Genomic DNA, 26,220 nt, shown 5'->3' with positions numbered 1-26,220 from the left:
TGGAGTAGTATGATGAACAAAAAAATCGTTTCTAGCTTGATCGCCACCGCCCTTCTCACTACTGGTTTTGCCTCTTCTGTATCAGCTCACCAAGCAGGCGACATTATTGTTCGCGCTGGTGCCGTAGTGGTTGCACCAAATGAATCTAGCCAAGATGTTTTAGGTTTGGGTGAATTCAGTGTTGGTGACAACACTCAGTTAGGCTTGAATTTTGGCTATATGCTCACTGACAACATTGGTATCGAGCTATTAGCTGCAACACCATTCAGCCATGACGTATCATTAGATGGCGTGGGTAAGATTGCTGAAACTAAGCACTTGCCACCAACCCTAGTTGCTCAGTATTATTTTGGCGATGCGAACTCAAAACTACGTCCATACATTGGCGCTGGTGTTAACTTCACTAACTTCTTTGATAATGAATTTACAAACGATTTAGGTGGTGCATTAACGGATTTAAGCATGACGAATTCGTGGGGCGTTGCAGCGCAAGTTGGCCTAGATTATCAAATTAACGATAGTTGGTTAGTTAATGCTTCTGTTTGGTATGCGCAGATTAGCACTGATGTTAAGTTCAACTATTTAGGGGATGCTCAAAAGGTTGAAACAGATATCGACCCTTGGGTTTACATGGTGAGCGTGGGTTATACATTCTAATTTTTCGTTAAGTTGGGCATTTCCCACCCATGAAAAAAGGAGCCTATTGGCTCCTTTTTTACGCTTAAGCTTTTTAATTAAGCTTATTTAGATTCTTTCTTAGCTGCGCGTTCAGCTTTCTTTTGCTCTTTGGTTTTCCAGTGGCGAGTATTATAAACAAACTCAGGTAGCGCTTTGGTTAACCAAGCAACTAACCGCCAACGCTTAGTGACATAAGCTTTGCGTTTACCGGCTTTCATCGCCTTAATGACCTGACTTGCCACCACAGCTGGTGGCGACAACCATAAGCGGTTTTGCTGCATAGCAGCTTTATCAAGCATACCTAATTGAATATCTGTAATGGTGATCGGCAGCTTTAAACGCTGGGCGTGCATGCTTAGACCTTCAAGATAGTTTTGCGCAAAAGCTTTTGATGCGTGATAGGCCACACTCGGACCACCACGTAGCCCTGCAATAGAGTTGATCGCCGCAAGTTGGCCATAGCCTTGATCGCGAAATAGCCTAAAAGCCGTATTGCAAACGGCAGAAAAGCCTTGCACATTAACTGTGATGATATCTTGCTCTGGTTGCCAAGGCAGTTCAGGATCGTAATGAGTTAAACCTGTATTCACTAAGATCAAATGAGCGCCACCTAAAGAGTGCCAAACGGCATTTAGGCTCGCTATTACTGCCTGTGGGTCGTCAATTTGCAATGGAAATACTTGCGCTTTAGTTGGCAAGGATTGACTAAACTCAGTAAGAGATTGTGGATCTTGTGCTAGTAGGGCCAGTTCAACGCCTTCATCTGCAAGTTGTTTTGCAATTTCACGGCTAAGTAATGAGCTAGCGCCCACAATTATTGCAGTTGCTTGTGTCATATGGGTATTCGACTTCGAATAGGTAACTTATCATAGAAAGATAAGTGTATTAGAACAAGATTAATTGTCCGTTGCTGTGACACGGATAGTGAGAATGCATTTTACTCCCGAGCGATTAATCCGACGGTAGTTAAAATTTTTGTTAATTTCGTCAACTTTATAAAATCAGTTACTAACATAATTTGGCAGCATTAAAAATTTGATAGTTAACTGCAAAAATTTCAAGTTCAGACATATAGACTTCTAGAAGTCTTGATGTATTATTAGGAGCATAAAAATGAAACAGTGGTTAAAACCTTTATTACCTTTAGCGGTAGCAGCAAGCATGTTGACTGGTTGTGCAACATCAAATGCAGTGGTGGAGATCCAAGGTGAGGTTTGGTACAAGGAGCGCATAATGCTACCTGAAAATGCAGTGATTACAGTGCAAGTTCAGGATGTTTCGTTAGCAGATGCACCCGCTGAAGTGATTGCTGAGTTTGAAAGAAACGACGTCAGTACACCGACACCTTTTCAGTTTTTAATTAACAGAGATCAGTTTGAAGACGGCCATACCTACAGCATTGGTGCACGTATCAGCCTTGACGATAAATTGATGTTCATTAATACACAGTCTTACCGAATTGATTTGGACTCAAGCAAGCCCATGTCAGTTTTAGTGCAGAAAGTGGCGCACTAACTCCGCAACACCTTAGTGTATGCTTTGCGCCTCTTTCTGATCGGTTGTCATATTAGAAAAGAGGCGCGTTGTTATGCCGGTCAAAATTCCCGATAACCTGCCAGCGGCAGAAATCTTGGAATCTGAGAATATCTTCGTTATGTCTGAAACTCGGGCTGCGAATCAAGATATTCGTCCTATGAAGGTATTAATTCTTAATTTAATGCCTAACAAGATTGAAACCGAAACTCAGCTGCTACGTCTTTTAGGTAATACCCCGCTGCAGGTTGATGTTGATTTGCTACGTATTCATGATAAAGAATCTAAGCATGTATCGATTGATCACATGAACAATTTTTATCGCGACTTTGAACAAGTTCGCCATAAAAACTATGACGGCTTGATTATAACGGGAGCACCACTTGGCCAAGTCGAGTTTGAAGACGTCTCTTATTGGGATCACATTCGCGAAATTATCGATTGGTCACAGTTACATGTCACCTCTGTGCTTTTCTTATGTTGGGCTGCTCACGCTGCTTTGTACCATTTATATGGTTTAAATCGAAAATTGCTGACGACAAAACGTTCAGGTGTATTTACCCATAAACGTACGACTGAGCATTATCCTTTATTGCGCGGTTTTGATGATGAGTTTTTTGCCCCGCATTCGCGTTTTGCAGAGATGGATGTTGAGAATCTACGCGCTCATCCACAATTACAGGTATTAACTGAATCCGATACTGCTGGTGCCTATATGGTGCTAAGTAAAAGTAATCGAAACTTGTTTGTAATGGGCCACCCTGAATATCAAAAGTCGACCTTAAAAGATGAGTTCTTAAGGGATTTAGCTCAAGGGCTAAACCCTAAAATCCCACTGAATTACTTTACGGATAACGACCCAAATAAAGCACCTATAGCTCGTTGGCATAGCCATGGTAGTTTGCTGGTTAGTAATTGGCTTAACTATTATGTTTACCAGCTAACACCTTATAATCTTGATGACATGAGTGGTATCACACCTTGGGAATCATAGAGGAGCCGTTGGGCTAATGCCGGATAAAACAAATGCCAATATAATTGTTAAATATTGGCATTTTTTAATGTGTATTATTCGCTGAAGCCTAGTTTAAGATTTTGATTATTAGTGTTTTATATATTCACGCTTTTACAAGGCATTGAACATAGCGATAGCTCAACGCCTTTTATCATTCCTTTGCTATAAAGGGCTACTTAGCGAATAAATTAATGGTAATAATATCTTCATAATAACCGGCTCTTGCAAAAGGCTTTGGGGTGTTTTGAAACGATATCGGCATTTTTTGACCATTTAAAAGGCGATTGTTGATGTTAAATTCTGCCTCGTTAATTAGGTTAACTTGTTGGCCTCTAAACAAGAGTTGATAGGGTACCTTGTTTTTCTTATTGGTGACGTTAACAAGGTGACCATTGTTCAAAGATGACATTGATACGCCGACATAGCTATTGCTCTCAATAAAAAGCGGCAGCTCTTTACGGTTTTGTTGGGTTAAATTGCCTAGGTCCACTCTCACAGACGTGCCTGTAGCGGGTAACCAACTATCATTGCTATTGGCTATTTTGGCATGAACATAAGGGGAAACTTGATAGTTAAAAGAGTAGCTACTCGTCGATATAATGGTATCGATATCGCTCTTAAGTTCAACATCTAATATGCCTTGATAAGCGCCAGGATAAAAATCATATCCATTTGGTATATAGGCCCATAAATTGATTTTTCGTTGACCTAATACAGGCAAAACATAGTTGTTTCTGCCAGTTGTATCGATTGACTGGCGTGAAGTGTTTTTTAGCTCATATCTATGTAGTGACGTAGTTCCACGAAGTTGAGGCTCGCCACCTTTTGGCTGTTTTATCACAACTTCTTTAGCACATAATACTAATGCTCTATCAAGATAAATTGTGCCTGGGATCCACACTCCGCGTTGCCCTTTTTTTTCTGAAGTCGCAGATTGTGTTTTTAACTCTATATGCCAGTTTCCATCACATATAGCTGAGCCTTCATCAGATTGTGCATGCGATACATTAGCAAAAACAATGCAAGATATCGCCAGCATTAAGATCTTATTTTTGAAGCTACAAACTTTCATCGCAGTTCTCCTTAATACACGTGATGTTGAGTGTACCTAGTTCGATTAAATGACTATCGACCTGGTCAATGACCAAAGTACTAGGCTTAAAATTGTCACTCGAAATCGTTATGACATATTCGCCCGGACCTATACCTTGGATATAGAACCGACCAGATTTATTGGTGAAGAAAGGTAAGCTGATCCCTTCACCCGAAATAGTGCCTTGCAGGTATGATATCGGCTCACCGTTGCTCGCTTTTAATATACCCTTTGCGGTATATGAGCTATTTGAACCAATCATGAAAAAGTGGCCGGTCGTGGCGCCAGGTGAAACGGTTAATCGGCTTTCGCCCCAGTCATAACCAATGGGCGCATCTGGCACATTAAGATCTATAACATTGTCAATATAAGGTACATCCAGTGATAAGAGCGCGCCTATCATTGAAGTGCCAGAGGCTTCATAGTCATGTTTTTGATCTATACCAAGCATGACTTGCTGTTGTGATAATGAGGGATGCAGTTTCGAGATAATAAATGGTCCGTCTTGCGCACGTCCCCAGCCTACTTGCCCATCAACAAGGCCAATAGCTGTATTTCCTCTTATTGACGCTGAATAGGATGCCTCGCTATTGGCGTTGGTGTTACTGTTATTTCGCTCTACTTCAACTTCGACTCTGAGGCGGTTTGCTGTGTAATCGAACTGAGCATTTTGGCTATCGCGCCCATCTTCGTACTCAGCCTTTGCTCTGTAGCCAAAACTACCGACTCTATCGTTACTGGTTTTACTTGCCTCTAGCCGAGCATAGTTATTCACACTATGATAGTTTGCAGCTAAATTAGGTTTATTTTGGGTATTTGAGCGTCTCCAATCAAGGGTGATAAAGTACTCAATATCTGCATTTTCATAGGTGTTGTTGTCGTTATAGTTAACACCAGAGCCTAAAGTCCAGTCGCCTAGCCTCCAGTTCATAGTCATTGACATATTGCTCTGTTCAACGTCATGGGTATCTTTGTAATACGATCCTGAAATCGTGGTGTCCCATGCGTTATTAATCACCCATACGTAATTGGCTAAATAGCGTTCATATGAGGTTGCTAAAATTTCTTTATCCCAAGGAGTTGAAGTAAATGAGTCTGAAAAGTCAGCACTTAATCTAAGATTTGGTGCGTTGTTAGAATTACCAGCAACAGTGCTTTCAAATGTAAAGGAGACCACATTGCCTATACCTGTATCTTCGAGGTTGCTAAAGGATAAGCGGCTAGAAAGGTTGCCCCAAGAGGAACCAAATGTGGCCGTTGCACCTAAGATTTGACCGTACTGTGCTACAGCGCCGTTAATGCCAAGTGTTAACCAAGACGACACGCCATATTCAGCGAAGCCAATCACAGTCCAAGTATCTAAATACTCGACACCATTTTCTGCATAGATTGAGGGCGCACCTGCGGTCAATCCGAAATCGAGCATGTCCTCGTTTAGTAGCTTATTGTTATAAAACTGGCTAAATACAAATCGTTCAGTCTTTCCTGATAGATAGGTGACATTTACGATAATGTCATTGGCGCCATTGGTCATTGGCAAATTATTGAGGTTAAAGCGACCGGCTTCTTGGCGGCCACTGAAAATGATTTGTCCGTTTACAGTGATTTCAACCTCGGCACTTTCTTTAAGGATTAACTCCTGATTATTATTAGGACCGATAACCCGATCGGGTTGTAATTGTGCATAATCACTTTTTATTGAAAAGCCACCTAAACTGGTACTTGAAAGGTGACCAGAAGCACTCGCTCCAGACTCAACATCACCCATTGCGACTCGAAATGGAGCGCTGGGCCTATCGTAAAAAGCGGTCCATTCTCCTCGTAAGAGATTTGTATCGTTATCTGAGGCTTCGAGGTGGTTGGCCAGTGTCACATTGAGTCCATTTGCGCCACCAAAGTTCATCTGTGCCAGCCAGTCAGCGGTTGAGAAGCGACTGCTTGTCTTTGGCTCCCAGCTTTCAGTATGGGTAAAATTAATGCTGTTAAGCCAGCTAAAACTGCCACTTTTTGAGGGGACAAAGGAGTTGAACTGATCACTGAAGTCGACGTCATATTGGCCAAAAGCTTCAGGCGAAATTTTCAGATCTAAGGTTAAAGTCGAAGAGTTAAAGGTTACATCTAAGCCTTTTTCTGCTAAGAGGCTGAGAGCAACCATCTGCTTATCGTTTTCATTGGGTATGGATAAACTTCGCCAAATCTCATCGGTAATTCTACGGCCAAGCAATGACTTTAAAGAATTAAACGAAACCGATTCGACTTCAGTGCCATTTAGGTTTACCGGTATAGTTCCAATCTCTCGGCCTTCAATTTCGAGAGGTAACGAGAAGCTCATTGCAAAAGACTTTATAGGGAGAAGCAATGCAACTGAAAAACTTAGCCATAATGGCAGTGATGAGCTAACGCTTGTCACCGGTTTTCCTTTATATCCACCTTTGCTTGGCTGTCCTTTGGCGAGAGCAAAGTGTCCATAGCAATATCAACCGATTCACCAGGTACTAAATATTGTTGTTGCAAGAGGTGTTGAATATCTTGCCATTTCCAATTGTGTGTAGCCTGCTCGCTTTTTACTTCAAACGACAGCTGCGGAATAATAACAATGCCGTCCCCTGTATTAGCAAGCTTCATCGACGTCGGAATATTACCTTGATAATTAATATCAGCACTTATTGTGTTAAACACATTATCTGGCGAAACAAACACTAAAGCACCGATTTGAAATAACATCTTGATACTGCTTTGCTCTACATCATCCTTAATAGGTAGTTGGCTAAAGACAACACGGTAGGATTGGGCGGTGTCGACTAAGTTGCCGATATATTTTACTTTGACCATCTGAGTACTTTTGGGTGGAATAAGTACTTGTGGAGGAAAGACAAAGAAATCCTCAGTGTCGGCAAGTTGCTCTCTATCGCCAGTTGAGACTTGTCTTTGTTTAACAAAAACCTCTAACGGTAAAGCTTGCTCTGTGGTGTTATTAACTTGAAAAAACTGCTCACTCTTACTGCCTTGTGGTGAAAAAAAACTCACCATAGGAAATAGTTCAAAGGCATAGGCCATTGGATGGGATAGAAAAAGTATTAGAAAGAAGAAAATCCGCATAAGTCCTCAAGTGGGGCCAAAGGCCCCGTGTCGCTATAAATCACAACAAAACAATCATTATTTATCTTGGGTAAAGCGCTACGTACATTGACGTTTGGTATTCACCAGCTTTTTCCCAGCCATTAATCACAGGCTTAATTTTTAGAGTTTTGTCTGCACTTAAACGGCCATCGGTGCTATTGCTCACATTCATACCGACTTCAATCGCATGGCTATTATTGGCGTTATTTTTCGCGTCAATGGTGCCAGAAGTACCATTAAATGAGACTTCAAGAGGGATTACATCAACGCCATTGCTATTTTTAAATGCTTGTGCGCCAACGACTAACGTGCCTTTTGAGTTATCGTTATTACACCAAGCTTGGAATTTGAACTCACTTGCTGCTTCATATGGAGTTTTTACATCTAACTCAATAGAACGATCTTGTGTTGAATGCATATAACAGCGCTGTGGAATTTCGCCCGTTAGGTTTACATAAAATTGTGTTGCGCCGTCCGGATGTTCGTCAGGGTTGCTTGACCAATTATTTGCAGCTACACCAGCAGAAAAAAGTAAAGCTACCGCTACACCACCAACTAAAGTTTTCATTTTATTCTCCAATGGATTATGAATTATGTTTTGACGAATAAAAGATATACATTTAGAGGTAGTATTAGTATCGACCAATGGGCTAGTTAATCGTTATTGGAGAACTAATTTAGACCTAGCTAGGTTAGTTCTTAGTCAATTAACTAATTTAGACTGGGGTTAATTGATTCTGGTTTGGTTATTATTTTCTGTATCCATTAAAAGCATGTTTATTTGTGACCGGCTACGTTTGCCTGTCTTTAATAAGATACTTGATACATGGCATTTAATTGTACTAGGGCTAAGGTGCAGTTGATTGGCGATTTCTTTATTACTGCTGCCATTCAAAAGGTGGAAAAACACCTGTTTCTCTCTACATGAAAGCGTGTATTTAGCCCCCAAGTCATTTAATGAGTTTTGGCAGTTATCCGCTGATTGTACTAGAACCTTTAATGCTAGAGACATAGCATCACGGCTAAACCATAGTTGGTTTTTCTGGATGGTGCGTATAGCACGAGTGAGCATCTCTAGAGTGAATTCAGTGGTGATTAATCCTGAGAATCCTAAAGATATAATGCTAGAGATGTTTGCCTCATCAGCAGCGCCAGCGTTGACAATAAGCCAGTGGCCTCCACGTTGAGGTGGGGATATATCTGATAGTAGCGGGGGCGCTAAGCTAGATTTATCGACTATCACAATAGATTCAGACGATAGATCCCAAAGGTTATCTGTATTTTTAGTTTCAACAATTGTTTTTGAATCAAATCCTGAAGCAAGAATGGCCAATACAACCTCTTTCCAAGCTTGATTTGTCGATACTATATATAAGAGTTTTCCCTTTTGGCTATTCATATTCTGTCCCTTGATTCAAATAACTCTGGCGAGCATATTTAGCCTTTTCTAAATGTTTTTTTCCTTGATGGTGTTCACCAAACTGGATTTAAGTTTTTAATTTTGTAAAAACGGTAATTTAAAGATTTTAATATGTAATAACTATCTGGTTTGGTCACTTTTTATGTTGAACTTGATTGTAAATTGATGATTTGTTCTTTTTGCCATGTTTAGGCTGGCACTTATATTGGTTATTTTGTGTTTAATTGAAAGCTTTTGTAAGGCTTAAGTAAATTAGCGTGCGCAATTTTACGTGTAATAAATATTTATTGTTTCTATTTTAAGTTCTTTATTTTAGCTAAAAATATTTATGTTTAAACCTAAGGCAAACTAACAACGAAAAAACCGCTTAATCTTTCTGGTTTACGCTTTTTAGTTTTGGCTTTTAGTCTGTTTGCTTGATTTGCTACTTGTAAATTTTAAGTGACAACTTCGGCTCATACTTTGGTAGATATTTGACCAATGGGCACTTGCTTTACGTTAGCGTAAACGTCAGAGTGGTAAATATTGAGCAAGATCACATTTATATTAGCTAGGCGATAACCTCTGAATCGTTACTAAACGAAGCCGCTAAACCCTACAACTAGCGCAGCTTTGGATGAATTCTAATAAAGGTTAACTAGCGTATTACCGGAGTCATTATGAGTTCAGTTCAGTTAGATCAAGATATTGTTATTGTTGCCGCAAAGCGCACACCAATGGGTGGATTCCAGGGCGCGTTATCAACGGTTGCTTCACCAAAACTCGCTGCGACAGCAATTAAAGGCTTAATGCAGCAAAGTGGTCTAGCCGGTGAGCAGGTAGATGAAGTCTTGATGGGGTGTGTACTCCCAGCAGGTTTAGGACAAGCACCAGCACGCCAAGCGACATTAGGTGCAGAGTTGCCATTATCGGTTGGCGCAACCACTGTTAATAAGGTGTGTGGTTCAGGTATGAAAACCGTCATGTTAGCCCACGATTTAATTAAAGCGGGCAGCGCCAACGTTGTGGTTGCGGGTGGTATGGAAAGCATGAGCCAAGCACCGTATTTACTCGATAAAGCGCGTGGTGGCATGCGTATGGGGCACGGTAAAGTACTAGACCACATGTTCCTCGATGGTCTTGAAGATGCCTACACCGGCGGTGCAATGGGTACGTTTGCGCAAAATACAGCAGATGACTTTAACCTGACACGCGAGCAGATGGACAGCTTTGCATTAAGCTCACTTGAAAAAGCCAATAATGCCATTAATAGCGGTGCATTTAGCGATGAAATCACCCCGGTCACAGTAGCTAATCGACGTGGTGATGTTGTGGTTGATATCGATGAGCAACCAGGTAATGCACGCCCAGATAAAATTCCTACATTACGTCCAGCATTTGCTAAAGACGGTACCATTACTGCAGCTAATTCAAGCTCAATTTCAGATGGCGCAGCTGCATTAATGCTAATGACTCGTGCCCAAGCCACAGAGCTAGGTCTAAATGTGATGGCCACAATCAAAGGGCACACTACCCACGCGCAAGAGCCTTCTATGTTTACCACTGCGCCAGTTGGTGCGATGAACAAACTGTTAGATAAAGTGAGCTGGACTAAAGAAGACGTTGATTTGTATGAAATCAATGAAGCCTTTGCCATGGTCACTATGCTCGCGATTTCCGAGCTTGGACTCGATGCTAACAAAGTTAATGTAAATGGCGGCGCATGTGCACTTGGCCATCCTATTGGTTGCTCGGGTGCTCGTTTACTGGTGACGTTGATTTATGCCCTTAAAGCACGTGGGCTTAAGCGCGGCGTAGCATCACTTTGTATTGGCGGCGGCGAAGCGACAGCAATGGCGATTGAGCTTTAACCACCTAGTTAACTAACGGTAATGGTTAATAGCTAATCGTTAAAGACAGTAATAGTAATCAACAAGACCGGATCTGTATCAAGCCGAGGCAGTTATAGCCACATAAAAATCAGGCCAAGCAGGTCCATCATTTTGCAAACGCCATCACTGGCCTTGCCGAAATAGGAAGCAATATGACAACTCAAGTGAAGCATTACATCAATGGCGAATGGATATTGGGCCAAGGCGACAAGCAAATAGCCGTGACCAACCCAGCGAACAACGAAACCATTGCCGTTGTAAATGCCGCGAACGAAGCTGAAGTGCTCAGTGCTATAGCTAGTGCTAAAACCGCGTTTCAAAGCTGGAAAGAAGTGCCTGTTTCAGAGCGTGCGCGTGTCATGCTTAAGTATCAGCACCTTTTAAAAGAGCATCATGACGAAATCGCCACCATTCTAGCGCAAGAAACCGGTAAAACATTTGATGATGCAAAAGGGGATGTTTGGCGTGGTATTGAAGTGGCAGAGCACGCTTGTAATATCGCATCTATGATGATGGGCGAAACCGTTGAAAACGTAGCGCGTTCTATCGACACCTACAGCTATACTCAGCCACTTGGAGTGTGCGCTGGTATTACTCCGTTTAACTTCCCGGCGATGATCCCACTTTGGATGTTCCCGTTAGCGATTGCTTGCGGTAACACATTCGTTCTTAAGCCGTCAGAGCAAGATCCAATGACGCCGCAGCGTTTAATTGAATTGTTCGAACAAGCGGGCGCGCCAAAAGGTGTGGTGCAACTGGTGCATGGTGATAAAACTGCTGTCGATATCTTATTGACTCACCCTGATATCAAAGCCATCTCATTTGTCGGTTCGGTGAATGTTGGTCAGTATATCTACAAAATCGGTACCGATAACTTAAAGCGTGTACAAGCTTTTGCGGGGGCTAAAAATCACTGCGTAATTATGCCAGACGCTAATAAACAGCAAGTGATTAATAACCTAGTTGGCGCATCGGTAGGCGCGGCGGGTCAGCGCTGTATGGCACTGTCTGTAGCGGTATTTGTTGGCGCCGCAAAAGAGTGGATCCCAGAATTAAAAGAAGCTATTGCCAAAGTTAAACCGGGTCTTTGGAACGATAAAGACGCCGCTTATGGTCCGGTAATTAGCCCTGCAGCAAAACAGCGCGTTGTTAGTTTGATTGCTCAAGGTAAGCAAGAAGGCGCTGATTGCTTACTCGATGGTACTGATTTTACCGTTGAAGGATATGAGTCGGGTAACTGGGTTGGTCCAACCATGTTCGACAAAGTCACAACCGATATGAGCATTTATAAAGAAGAAATTTTTGGCCCAGTGCTTTGCTGCATGAATGCTGAAACGCTAGAAGAAGCGATTGCGATAGTCAACGACAGCCCATACGGCAATGGTACTTCTATCTTTACCGCCAGTGGCGCAGCTGCACGTAAATATCAGCACGAAATTGAAGTGGGCCAAGTGGGCATTAACGTGCCAATTCCTGTGCCATTACCTTTCTTCTCGTTCACGGGTTGGAAAGGTAGTTTCTATGGCGACCAACATGCTTACGGTAAGCAAGCGGTGCGTTTTTACACTGAAACCAAAACCATTACAGCACGCTGGTTCGAGTCTGATATTGCCGTGGCGTCAGCGCCTAACATGACTATTGACCTCAAGTAATCACGGCTGTTGCCACCCTAGTTGGGTGGCAACGCTGATTAAAATGCAGATTTTCATTACTGCAAAAGTTAATACAACAAGCTAATTCAATAAGAATCAATAACGAATAGAGGTCAGCGGCTATTTTAAAAGGCGCGCTATAAATGACCCAGAGCCTTAATTTTCAATACAGCGTTAAGGCAAGAGACAGAACAAATAGGAGTACCCAGATGGATTTCAATCTTAATGAAGACCAACGTCAATTCGCCGATTTGGCTCAGCAGTTTGCGACAGAGGAGCTAGCGCCATTTGCTGCTAAGTGGGATGAAGAGCATCACTTTCCAAAAGATGTGATTCAAAAAGCTGGTGAGCTTGGTTTTTGCTCTCTATATTCACCAGAATCTGAGGGCGGAATGGGATTATCACGCTTAGATTCATCGATTATTTTTGAGCAGTTATCTATGGGGTGCACCGCAACAACAGCGATGTTAACTATCCACAATATGGCAACGTGGATGATCACAAGCTTTGGCTCTGAAGTATTGCGCCAAGAGTGGTCAGAGTCACTAACCACGGGTGAAAAGCTTGCCTCATATTGCTTAACTGAGCCAGGCGCTGGTAGCGACGCTGCATCGCTGCAAACCAAAGCCGTTCGCGAGGGGGATGAGTATGTGATCTCTGGCTCTAAAGTGTTTATCTCAGGTGCTGGTGCAACAGAGATGCTAGTGGTGATGTGCCGCACAGGTGAAGCAGGACCAAAAGGCATTTCAGCGATTGCCGTTCCCGCAGATGCCGCAGGCATTATCTACGGTAAAGCAGAAGATAAAATGGGTTGGAATGCCCAGCCTACACGTCAAATCACCTTTGAAAATGTGCGCGTTCCAGTGGCGTATTTACTCGGTGAAGAAGGTCAAGGTTTTACCTTTGCTATGAAGGGACTCGATGGCGGACGCATTAACATCGCCACTTGTTCAATTGGAACTGCGCAAGCAGCGCTTGAACGTGCCACTCAATATATGAACGAGCGTAAGCAATTTGGTAAGCCTTTAGCGGCATTTCAGGCACTACAATTTAAACTTGCCGATATGGCAACCGAGTTGGTTGCAGCGCGTCAGTTGGTGCGTTTAGCGGCATTTAAGTTAGATGAGCAAGATCCAGAGGCTACGGCTTATTGTGCAATGGCTAAACGTTTTGCGACTGATATCGGCTTTAAAGTGTGTGATGAAGCGCTGCAAATTCACGGCGGATACGGCTACATTCGAGAGTATCCATTAGAGCGCCACGTACGTGATGTGCGAGTACACCAAATTTTAGAAGGAACTAACGAAATCATGCGTTTGATTATTTCGCGCCGTTTGTTAGATGAAAATGCTGGCGCCATCTTATAAGCGCACTGTATCGACGTATTCTAAACGTGGCTTTGTCGGCCAGTGTTAAATGATTTCAGATTTGTATAGGGAGTTACCATGTCAAACCAACAACCATCTTTATTAATCGAGCGTATCGTTGGCAATACCGCAGTGATCAGCATGAATAACCCGCCAGCCAATACTTGGACAGCCCAAAGCCTACAAGAGTTAAAACATAAGGTATTAACGCTAAACGAAAACAAAGATGTTTACGCGTTAGTGATCACTGGTGAGGGGCAAAAGTTTTTCTCAGCCGGTGCAGATCTTAAGTTATTTGCCGATGGTGATAAGCAAAACGCAGCCGAGATGGCACGCTATTTTGGTGAAGCTTTTGAAACCTTAAGTGCGTTCAGAGGTGTGTCAATTGCGGCAATTAATGGCTACGCCATGGGTGGTGGTTTAGAAGTGGCTTTAGCTTGTGACCTACGTATATGTGAAGAACAAGCACAACTTGCATTGCCTGAAGCTACCGTTGGTTTATTGCCTTGCGCTGGTGGCACACAAAACTTAACTGCGCTAGTGGGCGAGGGTTGGGCGAAACGTATGATTTTGTGCGGTGAGCGCATCACTGCTGAAAAAGCAGAAAAAATCGGTTTAGTGGAAGAAGTGGTTGAACAAGGGAACGCCTTTAATGCGGCAATGAGTCTTGCAGAAAAAGTAGCAAATCAAAGCCCAAGCAGCGTTAAAGCGTGTAAAACATTAGTGCAGGCTGGCCGCACGATGCCAAGAGCCGAGGCGTTGCCATTAGAGCGCCAATTGTTTGTTGAGCTATTTGATACCGAAGATCAAGCTGAAGGGGTGAATGCCTTTTTGAACAAACGCAAAGCTAATTGGAAGAATGGCTAATGAGTGCCGAGAATATGCAAGTAAACAGTGAGCAAGTGCTGTTTAGTACGCTGACCTCCGACTCTGGAAAGCAAGTTGGGGTTGCGACACTGAACATTGAAAAGGCCCTTAATGCACTAAACCTTAACATGGTTCAGGCATTATCGGCTCAACTTAATGCTTGGCAACGTGATGACAACATTGCTGCTGTAGTGCTTGATGGTGCGGGTGAAAAAGCCTTTTGCGCCGGTGGTGATGTACGCGCCATTTACCAAGCATCAATAACAACGCCGGGTGAGATCACCGCTGCTGCCACAGAGTTTTTTAAACAAGAGTATGAGCTAGATTATCTACTGCACACTTTTGGTAAACCAGTTTTAGTCTGGGGCGATGGCATTGTTATGGGCGGCGGTTTAGGGCTAATGATTGGTGCTAGCCATCGTATCGTCACCGAGCGCTCTCGTATTGCTATGCCTGAAGTGACTATCGGTTTATATCCTGATGTTGGTGGCAGTTATTTCTTAAATCGTATGCCAGGTAAAAGTGGTCTGTTTTTAGGTATGACGGCCTATAACATGTCTGGAGCCGACGCTTTGTATGTGGATATCGGTAATCACTATCTTAATAGCGATGATAAAGCGGCATTATTTGAGCAACTCACATTATTGCCTTGGGGCGCTAGCCAAGATGCAAACCATCAACTGCTTAGTGACATGTTAAGTACCATGAGTGCGGCATGTGCGGCTCCAGCTTCTGATAGCGTACTTGAGCAAAATCAGCCATTAATAGATGAGTTGATGACAGGTTCACTCAATGAGGTGTTAGTAAATGTCAGTCAAATTGAGCCAAGCACGTTAGAAGCCAACCCTTGGTTAGCTAAAGCGTTAAAGACCATGCTAACAGGCAGCCCGATAAGCTTGAACTTAGTGCATTTGCAATCCCAAATAAGTCAGGACTTAAGCTTAGCTGAGTGTTTTAAGTTAGAGCTTGGTTTAAGTGTGAATTGCTGCGCCAAAGCTGACTTTAGCGAGGGCGTGCGTGCTTTACTGATCGATAAAGACCGTAATCCACAATGGCAGTTTAGCGACGTCGCATCAATTCCTGAAGGCTTTGCGCAATCGCTAATGCTATCGCCTTGGGATGATGGGCATCCACTAAAGGATTTGCACTAACAGACCTGGACTAACAGTGTAATTTGTTGAGCAGGTTTAGCTTAGCTTCAAAGTAAACGCTAACGGTGAGTGGTACTAGCCGTAACAGGGAATAAAACACTCACAAACGTGAGCGGGAGTGAAACATGAGTACAGTTGCATTTATTGGTTTAGGAAACATGGGCGGACCAATGGCGCTCAACCTGATTAAAGCAGGTTTTACCGTAAAAGTATTTGATTTAGTGCCTGCGGCAATGCAGTCACTTGCCGATCAAGGCGCATTGACGGCAACAAGTGCATGTGGCGCTGCTGCGGGTGCAGACATAGTGGTGACTATGTTACCTGCGGGCAAGCATGTGCGCGGTCTATATGTAACTGATGACTCGAGCAAAGGCTTAATTGATGTCGTTGCACCGGGCACATTATTGATTGACTGCTCAACGATTGACGCCGACAGTGCGCGTTTTGTAGCAAAGCATGCAGCAGATAAAGGGTTAGAGTTTATCGATGCGCCGGTTTCGGGCGGCACTGCAGGCGCCGCAGCGGGAACGTTAACCTTTATTTGTGGCGGCAGTGATAACGCATTTGAGCAAGCGCAAGGCGCACTAAATGCCATGGGCGGTAATATCTTCCATGCAGGTGGTGCTGGTGCTGGGCAAGTCGCTAAAATATGTAATAATATGCTGCTGTCGGTATTAATGGTCGCCACCTCAGAGTCATTGCAGATGGGTATCGATCATGGGCTTGATCCGAAAGTGCTATCTGACATTATGAAGGTAAGCAGTGGTGGCAATTGGACATTGGATAAATATAATCCGTGTCCTGATGTGATGGGAGCGGTGCCGTCATCAAATGATTACCAAGGTGGCTTTATGGTCGACTTGATGGTGAAGGATTTAGGCTTGTCGCAAGAGGCGGCGCTGTTATCTAATTCAAGTACACCGATGGGCGCGCTGGCGCGTAGTCTTTATGTTAATCATGCTAAGCAAGGTAACGGTAAGCGTGATTTTTCAAGTATTTTTGAGCAATTTGCTAATTCAGAACAGAATAAATAAAGGGTGTTCCAATGGATTTAAAAGATAAGGTTGTTGTTATTACTGGCGGTGCTGGTGGGCTAGGTTACGCGATGGCGGAAGATTTAGCGGCGGCAGGAGCTAAGTTAGCACTTATCGATGTTGACCAAGAGAAGTTGGAAAAAGCCTGTGCAAACATTGGCGCAACGACCGAAGTGCAAGGTTACGCGGTTGATATTACCGATGAAGAAGATGTATTTGCCACTTTCCAATTTATTAAAGAAGATTTTGGTCAGGTTAATGTTTTGGTAAACAATGCAGGCATTTTACGTGACGGCTTATTGCTTAAAGCAAAAGAAGGTCAAGTATATGATCGTATGTCGTTTGACCAATTCCAGTCAGTGATTAACGTAAACCTTACAGGTTCATTCTTGTGTGGTCGTGAAGCCGCAGCCGCTATGATTGAAACTGGCCAACAAGGCGTGATTATTAATATTTCGAGTCTTGCTAAAGCCGGTAATATGGGCCAGTCAAACTATGCTGCGTCAAAAGCGGGCGTAGCGGCAATGAGTGTCGGTTGGGCCAAAGAGCTAGCGCGTTACAACATTCGTAGCGCAGCAGTCGCACCGGGCGTAATTGAAACTGAAATGACAGCCGCGATGAAGCCAGAAGCGCTTGAGCGTTTAGAAAAAATGGTTCCAGTTGGACGTTTAGGTCAAGCCGGAGAGATTGCTTCTACAGTACGTTTTATTATCGAAAATGATTATGTAAACGGCCGCGTATTCGAGATCGACGGCGGTATTCGTCTGTAATTAGGTTGAATATTGGGTTATGAAAAACGGGCTTTTGCCCGTTTTTTTATGGATGTTACGTAGGGTTTGAATAATGCTTTAGCATTAGGTCATAATAGCTTCATTATAAAAGGAATATGGGAACAAAATGGATAAGCTGGAAAAGGCGACGAGATTAATGATGCTAGTTGTAGGTTGCATCGGCCTGCTGGTGATCTATTTTGGTTTTTTTTATTTAATGTTTACAGGTAGAAGCACGGCGGCCATCCCTTGGTATATTTTACTATCACCTTGGGTTTGTATTTATTTTGGCTTAACTAAACATCAGCAATTGGCTGTTGTTCGCTGGTTTACCAATAAATGGTCACGCAAGTAGCGCGTGCACAGATTGAAGTCTTAAGTTTATAGTGTAGTTATAATAAAATTAGTCAGTTATCAACTCGATTAAATCATGTTTAAGAGGCGTCATGAAAGGGCTTAAGTCGGCAATATACATTTTGGTCTGTGTACTTACTCTTGTTGGGTGTGATGACGCACCAAAGCAAAATGAAATCCTTGCCCCACAAAAACCTATCGATGGGAAAGTGATCGCGGAGTATGGTAGTTGGGCCTCTCCGGTAACGCCTGAAGATGTTTATGATCTTTCTGATGATATTAGCCATGTGCGCGCTACATCACAGGGTATTTATTTTGTGCAATCCAACGCTAACAATGAGGGAAAAATGGGCGTGTACCGTCTAGACCTTGATGGTAGTGTTAATAAAGTTGTTTCGTCAAACTTCAATATTCGCAGTAGAGTGCATGAATATGGCGGCGCTCCTTATGCCGCTATAGGCCATAGTTTATTTGCGACTAAATTTTCTGATCAGATCCTCTATCGTATCGCCCCAAATCAAGCCCCTTTTGCTTTAACGCCTAATGGTACACGCCATGCTGGTTGTATCTCTAACCCTAAAGCCTCACGCTTAATCTGCGTTCGAGAAGACCATCGTGGTAACGGCGAGCCGATAAACAGTTTAGTTGGCGTTAATTTAAGTTATGCGGACGAAGGCGAGAGTTTAGTTAGTGGTGCAGACTTTTATGGCAAACCTGTATTATCACCGGATCAAACTCAATTGGCATGGGTATCATGGGAACATCCGAATATGCCTTGGGATAATACAGATCTTTGGCTAGCAGATTTAGATGCTAAGGGCGCTATTGTTAACTCAAGAAAAATAGCCATGCCAAAGCAAGGTTCAATTACTCAGCCGTTGTTTAGTCCAACTGGGCAACTGTATTTTGTGGCTGACTTTAATAACTGGTGGAATCTATATCGTTTAGACCCGCAATTGGAACCAGAGTTAGTGTTAGAGAAACAAGCTGAATTCGCCAATGCAGATTGGCAATTAGGCCAAGCTAATTATGCTTTTGAAAACGAACACAGCTTAATCGCAAGCTATAGTCATGATGGCTTATCTCAACTTATTCGCATTGATACTCATAGCGGTGTAACTGAAGGGATCGCTGTTGACTTCGCTGATATTTCCTATGTAACAGAGTATCAAAATGAGGTGCTATTTGTTGGAGCTAAGGAAACGCCAGAGAAAGGTATTTATAAAATAAAAGGCCGCTCAGCCCAGTTAGTTTATTCGCCAACCTTACCGGTAATGGACCCTAATTATATCTCTAGAGCTCAGGGAGTCAGTTTTAAAACTGCGAGTAAGCAAACTGCGCATGGTTATTTATATTCGCCGCAAAACCCAAACTTTCAAGGGCCACAAAACAGTGAACCGCCTTTGGTCTTGATGATGCACGCAGGTCCTACTGCTAAAGCAAGCCGCGCATTTAGGCGTGATATTCAATATTGGACTAGCCGCGGTTTTGCGGTGTTTGATGTTAATTATCGAGGCAGTACTGGTTTTGGCCGAGACTACCGCAATAGCTTGTATGGTAATTGGGGCAAGTCAGACGTTGAAGACGCCGTTAGAGCTGCTGGCTTCTTGGTTAATCGCGGCGATGTAGATGGACGAAAGCTAGCTATCAGAGGAAACCGTGCAGGTGGCTTTACTGCGTTATCTGCTGTGGCAAATTACAGCACGTTTGGTGCAGGCGTTAGCTATTCTGGTATTAGTGATATGGAAGAGTTTAAACGCCATTCACACAAGTTTGAGTCATATTACTTATTGCGTTTGCTCGGCAGTGCTGAGAATTTCCGCGAGCGTTCAGCTATGGCAAACCTTAAAGGCGTTAATGAACCGTTGTTGTTGATTCAGGGGGTAAAAGATTCACTTATTCCTGCCGAGCAATCTTTGATTATTTACCAAGCGGCAAAAAGCAAAGGCATACCGGTGGCTTATCTTGCCTTTAATGATGATGCAGCCAATCGTGTTACACCGGAAAGTAAGAAAAAGGCTTTGGAGGCAGAGTTGTCTTTCTATGGACAAGTTTTTGGTTTTACACCAGCTGGCAGCATGCCGGCTTTAGCGATTGAGAATATTGAAAACTTGCGTCGTCGGTAAGTGGCTGGTCTTGCAGGTTCAGCATTTCGTGCAGGTATGCTTACTTAAACCGCTTAAAATCGCGCAATTAGGCTGATTGCCGCCTTGGCAGTCATGGATTAGTGCGCCTAGTTGTGCCTTGAGTGTACTTAACTGGGTTATACGGGTTTCAATGTCTTGTAAATGATGCTCTGCTAACGCTTTTACATCTGCCGCGTTACGAGCGGTATTATTTTGTAGTTCAAGTAGCGCCTTACTATCATCTAAGGTGAAACCTAAGGCGCGGCAGTGCTGAATAAACTCTAATGATTCAACTGCTTTTTGGGTGTATTCACGGTAACCATTATCGCCCCGTTGCCCGACCACTAAGCCAATATCGTGGTAATAACGAATACTCTTAACTGAAAGCCCTGTTAATTTAGCTACTTCGCCTATCTTCATCACATTTTCCTCAATCAAATCTAATTGTAGTTTGACTCTCCCCTAATGGGAGACATTAGCATAAATCTATCTTATACAGTTAAAGCCTTTTATATCTTAACCAATAAGGCACAGCGTCTGGATGCTGGCTGACTCAACGTTAGTAGCAAGGCGAGCGCTTACTATTTGGTTTGGTATGTAAAACCAATTATTTAAGGAAAATCTAATGGCTAACTTCAATCTGTATGTACCTAAAATGGGCTGCGCCAGTTGCGTAGCTAAGATTGAGAAAGCATTTGGTCAATCGGCTAAATCAGTATCGGCCACGGTGAACCTTGCCGATAAGTTGGTGCTGGTGTCGGGTGATATTGCTACTGACACTGCAATTGAGATCATTAAAAGTGTTGGTTTTGATGGTGAGTTAGTGATTGATGCCAAAGTGGCTGTGGAGCAAAAAGCTGCGGATGAAGCTAAAGAGTATCGCCTTCGTATGATCCAAGCTGCAGTCGGTTTAGGGCTTGGTGTTCCTTTAATGCTGTGGGGCCTTTTAGGCGGTGAGATGATGGTGAATAACCAAACTCAGCAATGGGCTTGGGGCGCCGTGGGGGCAATAACGCTGTTGGTTATGCTACTAACGGGTCGCCATTTTTATCAAGGTATGTGGCGCGCAATTAAAGCCAAAAGCGCCAATATGGATACTTTAATCGCACTGGGTACAAGTGCAGCATGGATATATTCGATGATGGTGGTTGTGGCGCCGCAGTGGTTCCCCGCTGACACCCGCCATGTGTATTTTGAAGCCAGCGTAATGATTTTAGGTTTAATTAACTTAGGCCATGCATTAGAGCTGCGCGCTCGCGGTAAAACCAGTGAAGCAGTACAAGCACTGCTTGGGCTACAAGCAAGCACTGCTATACGCATTTCTGACAATGGTGATGAAGAAGTTGCTATTGAACAGCTAAAGTTAGGTGACAGATTGCGTTTACGCCCAGGTGATCGAGTTGCGCTCGATGGTGAAGTTGAAAGCGGTCAGACATTAATTAATGAGTCTATGTTAACCGGAGAGCCCGTTCCTGTTGCTAAAGCGCAAGGTGATAAAGTCAATGCCGGTACGGTTAATGCTAACGGTAGCTTGATTTACAAGGTAACAGCTAAAGCAACTGATACTAAGCTGGCAAAAATTATTGAGTTAGTGCAGCAAGCGCAAATATCTAAAATGCCGATAGGGCGTTTAACTGACAAAATCTCAGCCTACTTTGTACCAGTTGTGGTGATGATTGCAATTATTAGCTCGTTGGTTTGGTATCACTTTGGTCCAGAGCCCGCACTATCGCACGCATTAGTGGTATTAACTAGCGTATTAATTATTGCTTGCCCGTGTGCATTGGGCTTAGCAACGCCTATGTCGATTATGGTATCGGTTGGCCGCGCAGCGCAATTAGGCGTGTTAGTGCGTAATGGCGAAGCGCTGCAAACCGCGAGTAAAGTGACTACTGTGGTACTTGATAAGACTGGCACGGTGACTCAGGGTGCGCCAGAGCTAACCGATATTCTGATGTTAGATGACTCGATGTTAAATGATTCGCTTTCAAACGAGTCGGCGTTAGTGGAAAAAAACCAATTAGCTAAGAATCAGTTGCTTAAGAATGTCGCCTCTTTAGAGCAACACTCAGAGCACCCACTTGCTAGCGCTATTATCAGTAGAGCCAAAAATGATGGTCTAGTATTGGTCGAACCGGAGCACTTTACTAATTACCAAGGCATGGGCATTAGCGGCCAAGTTAATGGTCAGCAATACAGCGTAGGCAATTTAAGTTTAATGCAGCAATTGCACATTGGTGAATCGGCAGATTGCGAGCAGCTAAGTGCAGAGCTTGCAAGCCAAGCAAAAACACCCATATTTGTCGCTGTAGATAAACAGTTGGTTGCGATAATGGCGATTGCCGATCCAATAAAAACCGATGCGGCAGAGGCTATTCGCGCCATGAAAGCCAAAGGTTTAAAAGTGGTGATGCTTACCGGCGATAACCAAATTACTGCTAACGCAGTAGCGGAAAATGTCGGTATTGATACAGTGGTTGCCAATGTATTACCAGAGCAAAAGCAAGCTAAGGTGCTTGAGTTACAACAAGCGGGTGAGGTGGTGGCGATGGTTGGCGATGGTATCAACGATGCGCCAGCGCTGGTCAGTGCAGATGTGGGCTTTGCTATGGGCTCGGGGACGGATATAGCCATTGAAAGCGCTGACTTTACCTTATTGTCATCGCGATTGATGGTGATAAATGACAGCTTAGCGTTAGCTAAAGCCAGCATGAGTAACATTAAGCAAAACTTATTTGGCGCGTTTATTTATAACACCTTGGGTATTCCTGTGGCAGCAGGGTTACTGTTCCCTTTTACGGGCATGCTGTTAAGCCCAGTTGTTGCGGGCGCAGCGATGGCACTATCTTCACTTACTGTAGTGACGAATGCCAATCGCTTACGTAGGGTTAAGCTGTAACATTTATACTCAACTGGCTGTTAAACGGACGAGAAATTTTAGCTAACTATACTGTTCTGTATATGACTGGCGAGGGTATACCGTTTAATTCACTAAAATGTCATCTCAATGCGCCTTTGACAGTTGATAAATTAGGCTAAAATGCTATAGTATCGCGCTTAATTTTACAGGCTTGGCGCTCGATGGCGTCAACCTTCGGCCAGTAGGTTGGTAGCGAGTAAAACTTGGTACTGATTTACTGGTTTTTGTTTTATCTATGATGACGTTAATCATATAACCAAAAGCGGAATTGTCACTTTGATTACTACAGCTAATATCACCATGCAGTTTGGCGCTAAGCCACTGTTTGAAAACATCTCAATTAAGTTTGGCGGCGGAAACAGATACGGTCTGATCGGCGCTAACGGTTGTGGTAAATCAACCTTCATGAAGATCCTTGCTGGTGATTTAGAGCCTACAGCTGGTAACGTTTCATTAGACGTGAACGAGCGTTTAGGTAAGTTGAGCCAGAACCAATTTGGTTACGAAGAGTTCAACGTAGTTGATACCGTAATTATGGGCCACGCTGAACTTTGGAAAGTGAAGCAAGAGCGCGACCGTATCTACTCGCTACCTGAAATGTCTGAAGAAGACGGTATCAAGGTTGCTGATCTCGAGATGGAATTCGCTGAGATGGACGGTTACACCGCAGAATCTCGCGCTGGCGAATTACTAATGGGCGTAGGCATCGGTGTTGAACAACACTTTGGTTTAATGAGCGAAATCGCGCCAGGCTTTAAGTTACGTGTACTTTTGGCTCAGGCATTGTTCTCAGATCCAGATGTACTGCTTCTTGACGAACCAACCAACAACTTGGACATCGACACCATTCGTTGGTTACAAGAGATGCTAAACCAACGTAACAGCACCATGATTATCATCTCGCACGATAGATATTTCTTGAACTCTGTTTGTACTCATATGGCTGACTTGGATTACGGTGATATCCGTGTATTCCCTGGTAACTATGATGAATATATGATGGCTGCACAGCAGTCTCGTGAGCGTTTGATGTCTGACAACGCTAAGAAGAAGGCACAAATTGCTGAGCTTCAAGGCTTCGTTGCACGTTTCTCTGCTAACGCATCGAAAGCTAAGCAAGCAACATCACGCGCTAAGCTAATCGACAAGATCAAACTGGACGAAATCAAAGCATCTAGCCGTGTTAACCCGTTCATTCGTTTCGAACAAGAGAAGAAATTGTTCCGTAACGCATTAGTGGTTGAAGACTTGTCTAAAGGTTTTGATCATAACCTATTTAAAGATCTTAACATTATTGCTGAAGTGGGCGAGCGTATCGCTATTTTGGGTGATAACGGTGTGGGTAAAACTACGCTGCTACGTACGTTAGTACACGATATCCCACAAGACAGCGGTACCATCCAATGGTCTGAAAACTCAGCGATTGGTTATTACGCACAGGATCACGAGTCAGACTTTGCTAACGACATGACATTGTTTGAGTGGATGAGCCAGTGGCGCAAACCAGAAGATGACGACCAATCCGTTCGTGGTTACTTAGGTCGTATGCTGTTTGGTTCTGACGACATCAAGAAGTCTGTAAAAGTACTTTCTGGTGGTGAGAAGGGTCGCATGTTGTTTGGTAAGCTAATTATGCAAAAGCCAAACATCCTATTACTTGATGAACCAACCAACCACATGGATATGGAATCAATCGAGTCATTAAACAACGCTCTTGAAATGTACGAAGGTACATTATTGTTCGTCAGTCATGACCGTGCATTCGTATCATCACTAGCGAACCGTATCCTTGAAATCACACCAAATGGCGTGAATGATTTCAAAGGCACTTACGACGAGTTCCTAGCGAGCAAAGGTATTGAAGGTTAATTAACCTTTGCACCTTGAACGATAAAATAAAAGCCCGAGCAATCGGGCTTTTTTGTGTCTGGAGGAGTCTCGTCCTGAGATAAGTTGACCTTTGTTTATTAGCGTGCCATGGATTACAACGAATCAAAGTTAAAAAGCGAAACGCTAGCAGATGAACCGCTATGGATGCCTTTCAACTTACTGAGTGATTTTCAGCCCATTTGGGTAATAAAGGTTTGCTCTTCATCCACAAAAGCCACAAAGCCGCCGTGATAGATAAATACCCGACCACGCCCCTCAACTATGCAGGCAAGCTGCGGGTTCAAATCTTCTTCGTTATTTTGGCTTTGAAAGGTGCCGGTATCAGTGATTACGCCGCTGAGTGTAGGCAAATATCCATAAGTGCGCTTGGCTTGATCAATAAGGTTCAATTCGCTGGCGGTAGAGAAGCTGAAGGGGATCACACCAGCTTCTTCGATAAATAAAGTTTTCAGTTCTTCAAAAGCTGTAATCACTAGCCAGTCGATGCCGTTAACATGATGGATATACATTTTTATAAATACCTTGTTTCTCGGTAATTCTGAAGCGGCGATTCTATCACTATCAGGGACTAAACGTAGTAGATATTTAGTTGCTAAAGTCGGTATCTGTGCCATTTGTGGACATCCACTAGGCCAGCTTGAAACACGCTTTTGCCCCAAAATTGATTAGCCTTGGAATGAAGGCAGATTTACCTTTTGTTTTACTCGGTGTTATATGGTTGTGAGTATCAAATTGATGCTCTTGAGTTATTAATCGCCCGCCGCGGGCGGATGTGCAGATACGGCAGCGAGACGCTGTACTTCTTTATAACTGAAAGTTTCCCTATGCGCTCTGCGGTTTCACCCCAGAAACCGAAGCTCGTAGCCGCATCTGCACTAGATTAGGCAAGCATCATTCTGGTGATTCGGAGTAAAGGCTATAGGGTTAGTTTATTATCTGTCTCTAATTCGCTCCGAACTTTGATGCAAAAATAACTGTAACCCTATACAGGTATAATGAGTTTGATAAATCAGGTAGGTTTATCGATGCTAGAAAGTGAAATAACTGCATCGATAAATTTTTAACATCTGAAATAGCAATTGCTTATCAGCTAGTTAGCTTTTCGCCTTCAGCTAACAAGAGACCCTATAAATGTTCTGCACTGTTTTGCGCTATGGAAAATTCAAATTTTGCTTAACCTTGCAGATCAACTCGTTTACATCAATGAGTTACGTTGCTAGTTTTGACGTAAATTAATAAAGTGCAGGGATTTATCCGAGACGCAGGATAATAAGCTGTTATCGTGTCATAAAAAACACGGAGCCTATATATTATAGGTGATACAGAAACTTTAGCTGTGTATTTAAACAGTATTTAATT

The 26,220-nt window shown here is 43.2% G+C and carries 22 protein-coding genes; 14 read left to right on the top strand and 8 right to left on the bottom strand.

Annotated elements, in window-relative coordinates:
- The first annotated feature begins 9 nt into the window (after window positions 1–9).
- Entirely contained in the window at window positions 10–657 is a 648-nt protein-coding gene (gene ompW / locus AB4298_RS14610) for an outer membrane protein OmpW (protein ID WP_248999566.1), read from the top strand.
- An 83-nt stretch (window positions 658–740) separates the two neighbouring features.
- Here ompW and AB4298_RS14605 read toward each other — a convergent pair whose 3' ends face one another.
- Window positions 741–1,514: an SDR family NAD(P)-dependent oxidoreductase gene (locus AB4298_RS14605; RefSeq protein WP_371987271.1), complete on the bottom strand. Its 774-nt coding sequence runs from the start codon at window positions 1,512–1,514 to the stop codon at window positions 741–743.
- A gap of 277 nt (window positions 1,515–1,791) precedes the next feature.
- Between AB4298_RS14605 and AB4298_RS14600 the strand changes: the two genes are divergently transcribed.
- Window positions 1,792–2,193, top strand: a complete 402-nt coding sequence (locus AB4298_RS14600) for a YbaY family lipoprotein (RefSeq protein ID WP_248999564.1) — start codon at window positions 1,792–1,794, stop codon at window positions 2,191–2,193.
- Window positions 2,194–2,266: 73 nt separating this feature from the next.
- Window positions 2,267–3,205, top strand: coding sequence for a homoserine O-acetyltransferase MetA (metA, locus tag AB4298_RS14595; RefSeq protein WP_371987270.1), 939 nt, complete (start codon window positions 2,267–2,269; stop codon window positions 3,203–3,205).
- 193 nt (window positions 3,206–3,398) lie between these two features.
- Here metA and AB4298_RS14590 read toward each other — a convergent pair whose 3' ends face one another.
- The 5 genes from AB4298_RS14590 to AB4298_RS14570 all read right to left on the bottom strand — a co-directional run bounded on the left by AB4298_RS14590 (window position 3,399) and on the right by AB4298_RS14570 (window position 8,838).
- Complete coding sequence (locus AB4298_RS14590; RefSeq protein WP_371987269.1) at window positions 3,399–4,298, bottom strand: hypothetical protein; 900 nt, start codon at window positions 4,296–4,298, stop codon at window positions 3,399–3,401.
- Complete coding sequence (locus tag AB4298_RS14585) at window positions 4,285–6,729, bottom strand: fimbria/pilus outer membrane usher protein (protein ID WP_371987268.1); 2,445 nt, start codon at window positions 6,727–6,729, stop codon at window positions 4,285–4,287. Before AB4298_RS14585 ends, AB4298_RS14590 begins: the two co-directional genes overlap by 14 nt.
- The gene (locus tag AB4298_RS14580; RefSeq protein WP_248999560.1) at window positions 6,726–7,418 is read right to left on the bottom strand and encodes a fimbria/pilus periplasmic chaperone; all 693 of its coding nucleotides are present in this window, start codon (window positions 7,416–7,418) and stop codon (window positions 6,726–6,728) included. The genes AB4298_RS14585 and AB4298_RS14580 overlap by 4 nt, the downstream gene beginning before the upstream one ends.
- Before the next feature lie 61 nt (window positions 7,419–7,479).
- Window positions 7,480–8,007: a hypothetical protein gene (locus AB4298_RS14575; RefSeq protein WP_248999559.1), complete on the bottom strand. Its 528-nt coding sequence runs from the start codon at window positions 8,005–8,007 to the stop codon at window positions 7,480–7,482.
- Between the two features lie 159 nt (window positions 8,008–8,166).
- Window positions 8,167–8,838: a helix-turn-helix transcriptional regulator gene (locus AB4298_RS14570; protein ID WP_248999558.1), complete on the bottom strand. Its 672-nt coding sequence runs from the start codon at window positions 8,836–8,838 to the stop codon at window positions 8,167–8,169.
- A 680-nt stretch (window positions 8,839–9,518) separates the two neighbouring features.
- Here AB4298_RS14570 and AB4298_RS14565 point away from each other — a divergent pair.
- From AB4298_RS14565 to AB4298_RS14525, 9 genes are all read left to right on the top strand, one after another.
- Window positions 9,519–10,709: an acetyl-CoA C-acyltransferase gene (locus AB4298_RS14565; RefSeq protein ID WP_371987267.1), complete on the top strand. Its 1,191-nt coding sequence runs from the start codon at window positions 9,519–9,521 to the stop codon at window positions 10,707–10,709.
- Window positions 10,710–10,882: 173 nt separating this feature from the next.
- The gene (locus tag AB4298_RS14560) at window positions 10,883–12,382 is read left to right on the top strand and encodes a CoA-acylating methylmalonate-semialdehyde dehydrogenase (protein ID WP_371987266.1); all 1,500 of its coding nucleotides are present in this window, start codon (window positions 10,883–10,885) and stop codon (window positions 12,380–12,382) included.
- A gap of 209 nt (window positions 12,383–12,591) precedes the next feature.
- Window positions 12,592–13,749, top strand: coding sequence for an acyl-CoA dehydrogenase family protein (locus AB4298_RS14555; protein WP_371987265.1), 1,158 nt, complete (start codon window positions 12,592–12,594; stop codon window positions 13,747–13,749).
- Between the two features lie 78 nt (window positions 13,750–13,827).
- The gene (locus AB4298_RS14550) at window positions 13,828–14,616 is read left to right on the top strand and encodes an enoyl-CoA hydratase (RefSeq protein WP_248999555.1); all 789 of its coding nucleotides are present in this window, start codon (window positions 13,828–13,830) and stop codon (window positions 14,614–14,616) included.
- Entirely contained in the window at window positions 14,616–15,767 is a 1,152-nt protein-coding gene (locus AB4298_RS14545; protein ID WP_371987264.1) for an enoyl-CoA hydratase/isomerase family protein, read from the top strand. The genes AB4298_RS14550 and AB4298_RS14545 overlap by 1 nt, the downstream gene beginning before the upstream one ends.
- A gap of 125 nt (window positions 15,768–15,892) precedes the next feature.
- A complete protein-coding gene (gene mmsB, locus AB4298_RS14540) occupies window positions 15,893–16,801 on the top strand; it encodes a 3-hydroxyisobutyrate dehydrogenase (RefSeq protein WP_371987262.1) in 909 nt (302 codons plus the stop codon).
- 11 nt (window positions 16,802–16,812) lie between these two features.
- Complete coding sequence (locus tag AB4298_RS14535; protein ID WP_248999552.1) at window positions 16,813–17,571, top strand: SDR family oxidoreductase; 759 nt, start codon at window positions 16,813–16,815, stop codon at window positions 17,569–17,571.
- Window positions 17,572–17,698: 127 nt separating this feature from the next.
- Window positions 17,699–17,926: a M48 family metalloprotease gene (locus AB4298_RS14530; RefSeq protein WP_248999551.1), complete on the top strand. Its 228-nt coding sequence runs from the start codon at window positions 17,699–17,701 to the stop codon at window positions 17,924–17,926.
- 91 nt (window positions 17,927–18,017) lie between these two features.
- Window positions 18,018–20,051, top strand: a complete 2,034-nt coding sequence (locus AB4298_RS14525) for a S9 family peptidase (RefSeq protein ID WP_248999550.1) — start codon at window positions 18,018–18,020, stop codon at window positions 20,049–20,051.
- A gap of 18 nt (window positions 20,052–20,069) precedes the next feature.
- On the opposite strand, the gene AB4298_RS14520 is transcribed toward AB4298_RS14525, so the two are convergent.
- Entirely contained in the window at window positions 20,070–20,471 is a 402-nt protein-coding gene (locus tag AB4298_RS14520) for a MerR family DNA-binding protein (protein ID WP_248999549.1), read from the bottom strand.
- Between the two features lie 205 nt (window positions 20,472–20,676).
- Between AB4298_RS14520 and AB4298_RS14515 the strand changes: the two genes are divergently transcribed.
- Both AB4298_RS14515 and AB4298_RS14510 read left to right on the top strand, forming a co-directional pair.
- Window positions 20,677–22,950, top strand: a complete 2,274-nt coding sequence (locus AB4298_RS14515) for a heavy metal translocating P-type ATPase (RefSeq protein WP_371987261.1) — start codon at window positions 20,677–20,679, stop codon at window positions 22,948–22,950.
- 297 nt (window positions 22,951–23,247) lie between these two features.
- Window positions 23,248–24,840: an ABC-F family ATPase gene (locus tag AB4298_RS14510; RefSeq protein ID WP_371987260.1), complete on the top strand. Its 1,593-nt coding sequence runs from the start codon at window positions 23,248–23,250 to the stop codon at window positions 24,838–24,840.
- Window positions 24,841–25,031: 191 nt separating this feature from the next.
- Here AB4298_RS14510 and AB4298_RS14505 read toward each other — a convergent pair whose 3' ends face one another.
- The gene (locus tag AB4298_RS14505; RefSeq protein WP_371987483.1) at window positions 25,032–25,370 is read right to left on the bottom strand and encodes a cytosolic protein; all 339 of its coding nucleotides are present in this window, start codon (window positions 25,368–25,370) and stop codon (window positions 25,032–25,034) included.
- Window positions 25,371–26,220 lie beyond the last annotated feature (850 nt).

The organism is Shewanella sp. 10N.261.52.F9, assembly GCF_041471165.1.
GTDB lineage: Bacteria > Pseudomonadota > Gammaproteobacteria > Enterobacterales > Shewanellaceae > Shewanella > Shewanella marinintestina.
The sequence above is the reverse complement of the archived record's forward strand: the minus strand, read 5'-3'. Positions and strand labels throughout refer to the sequence as shown.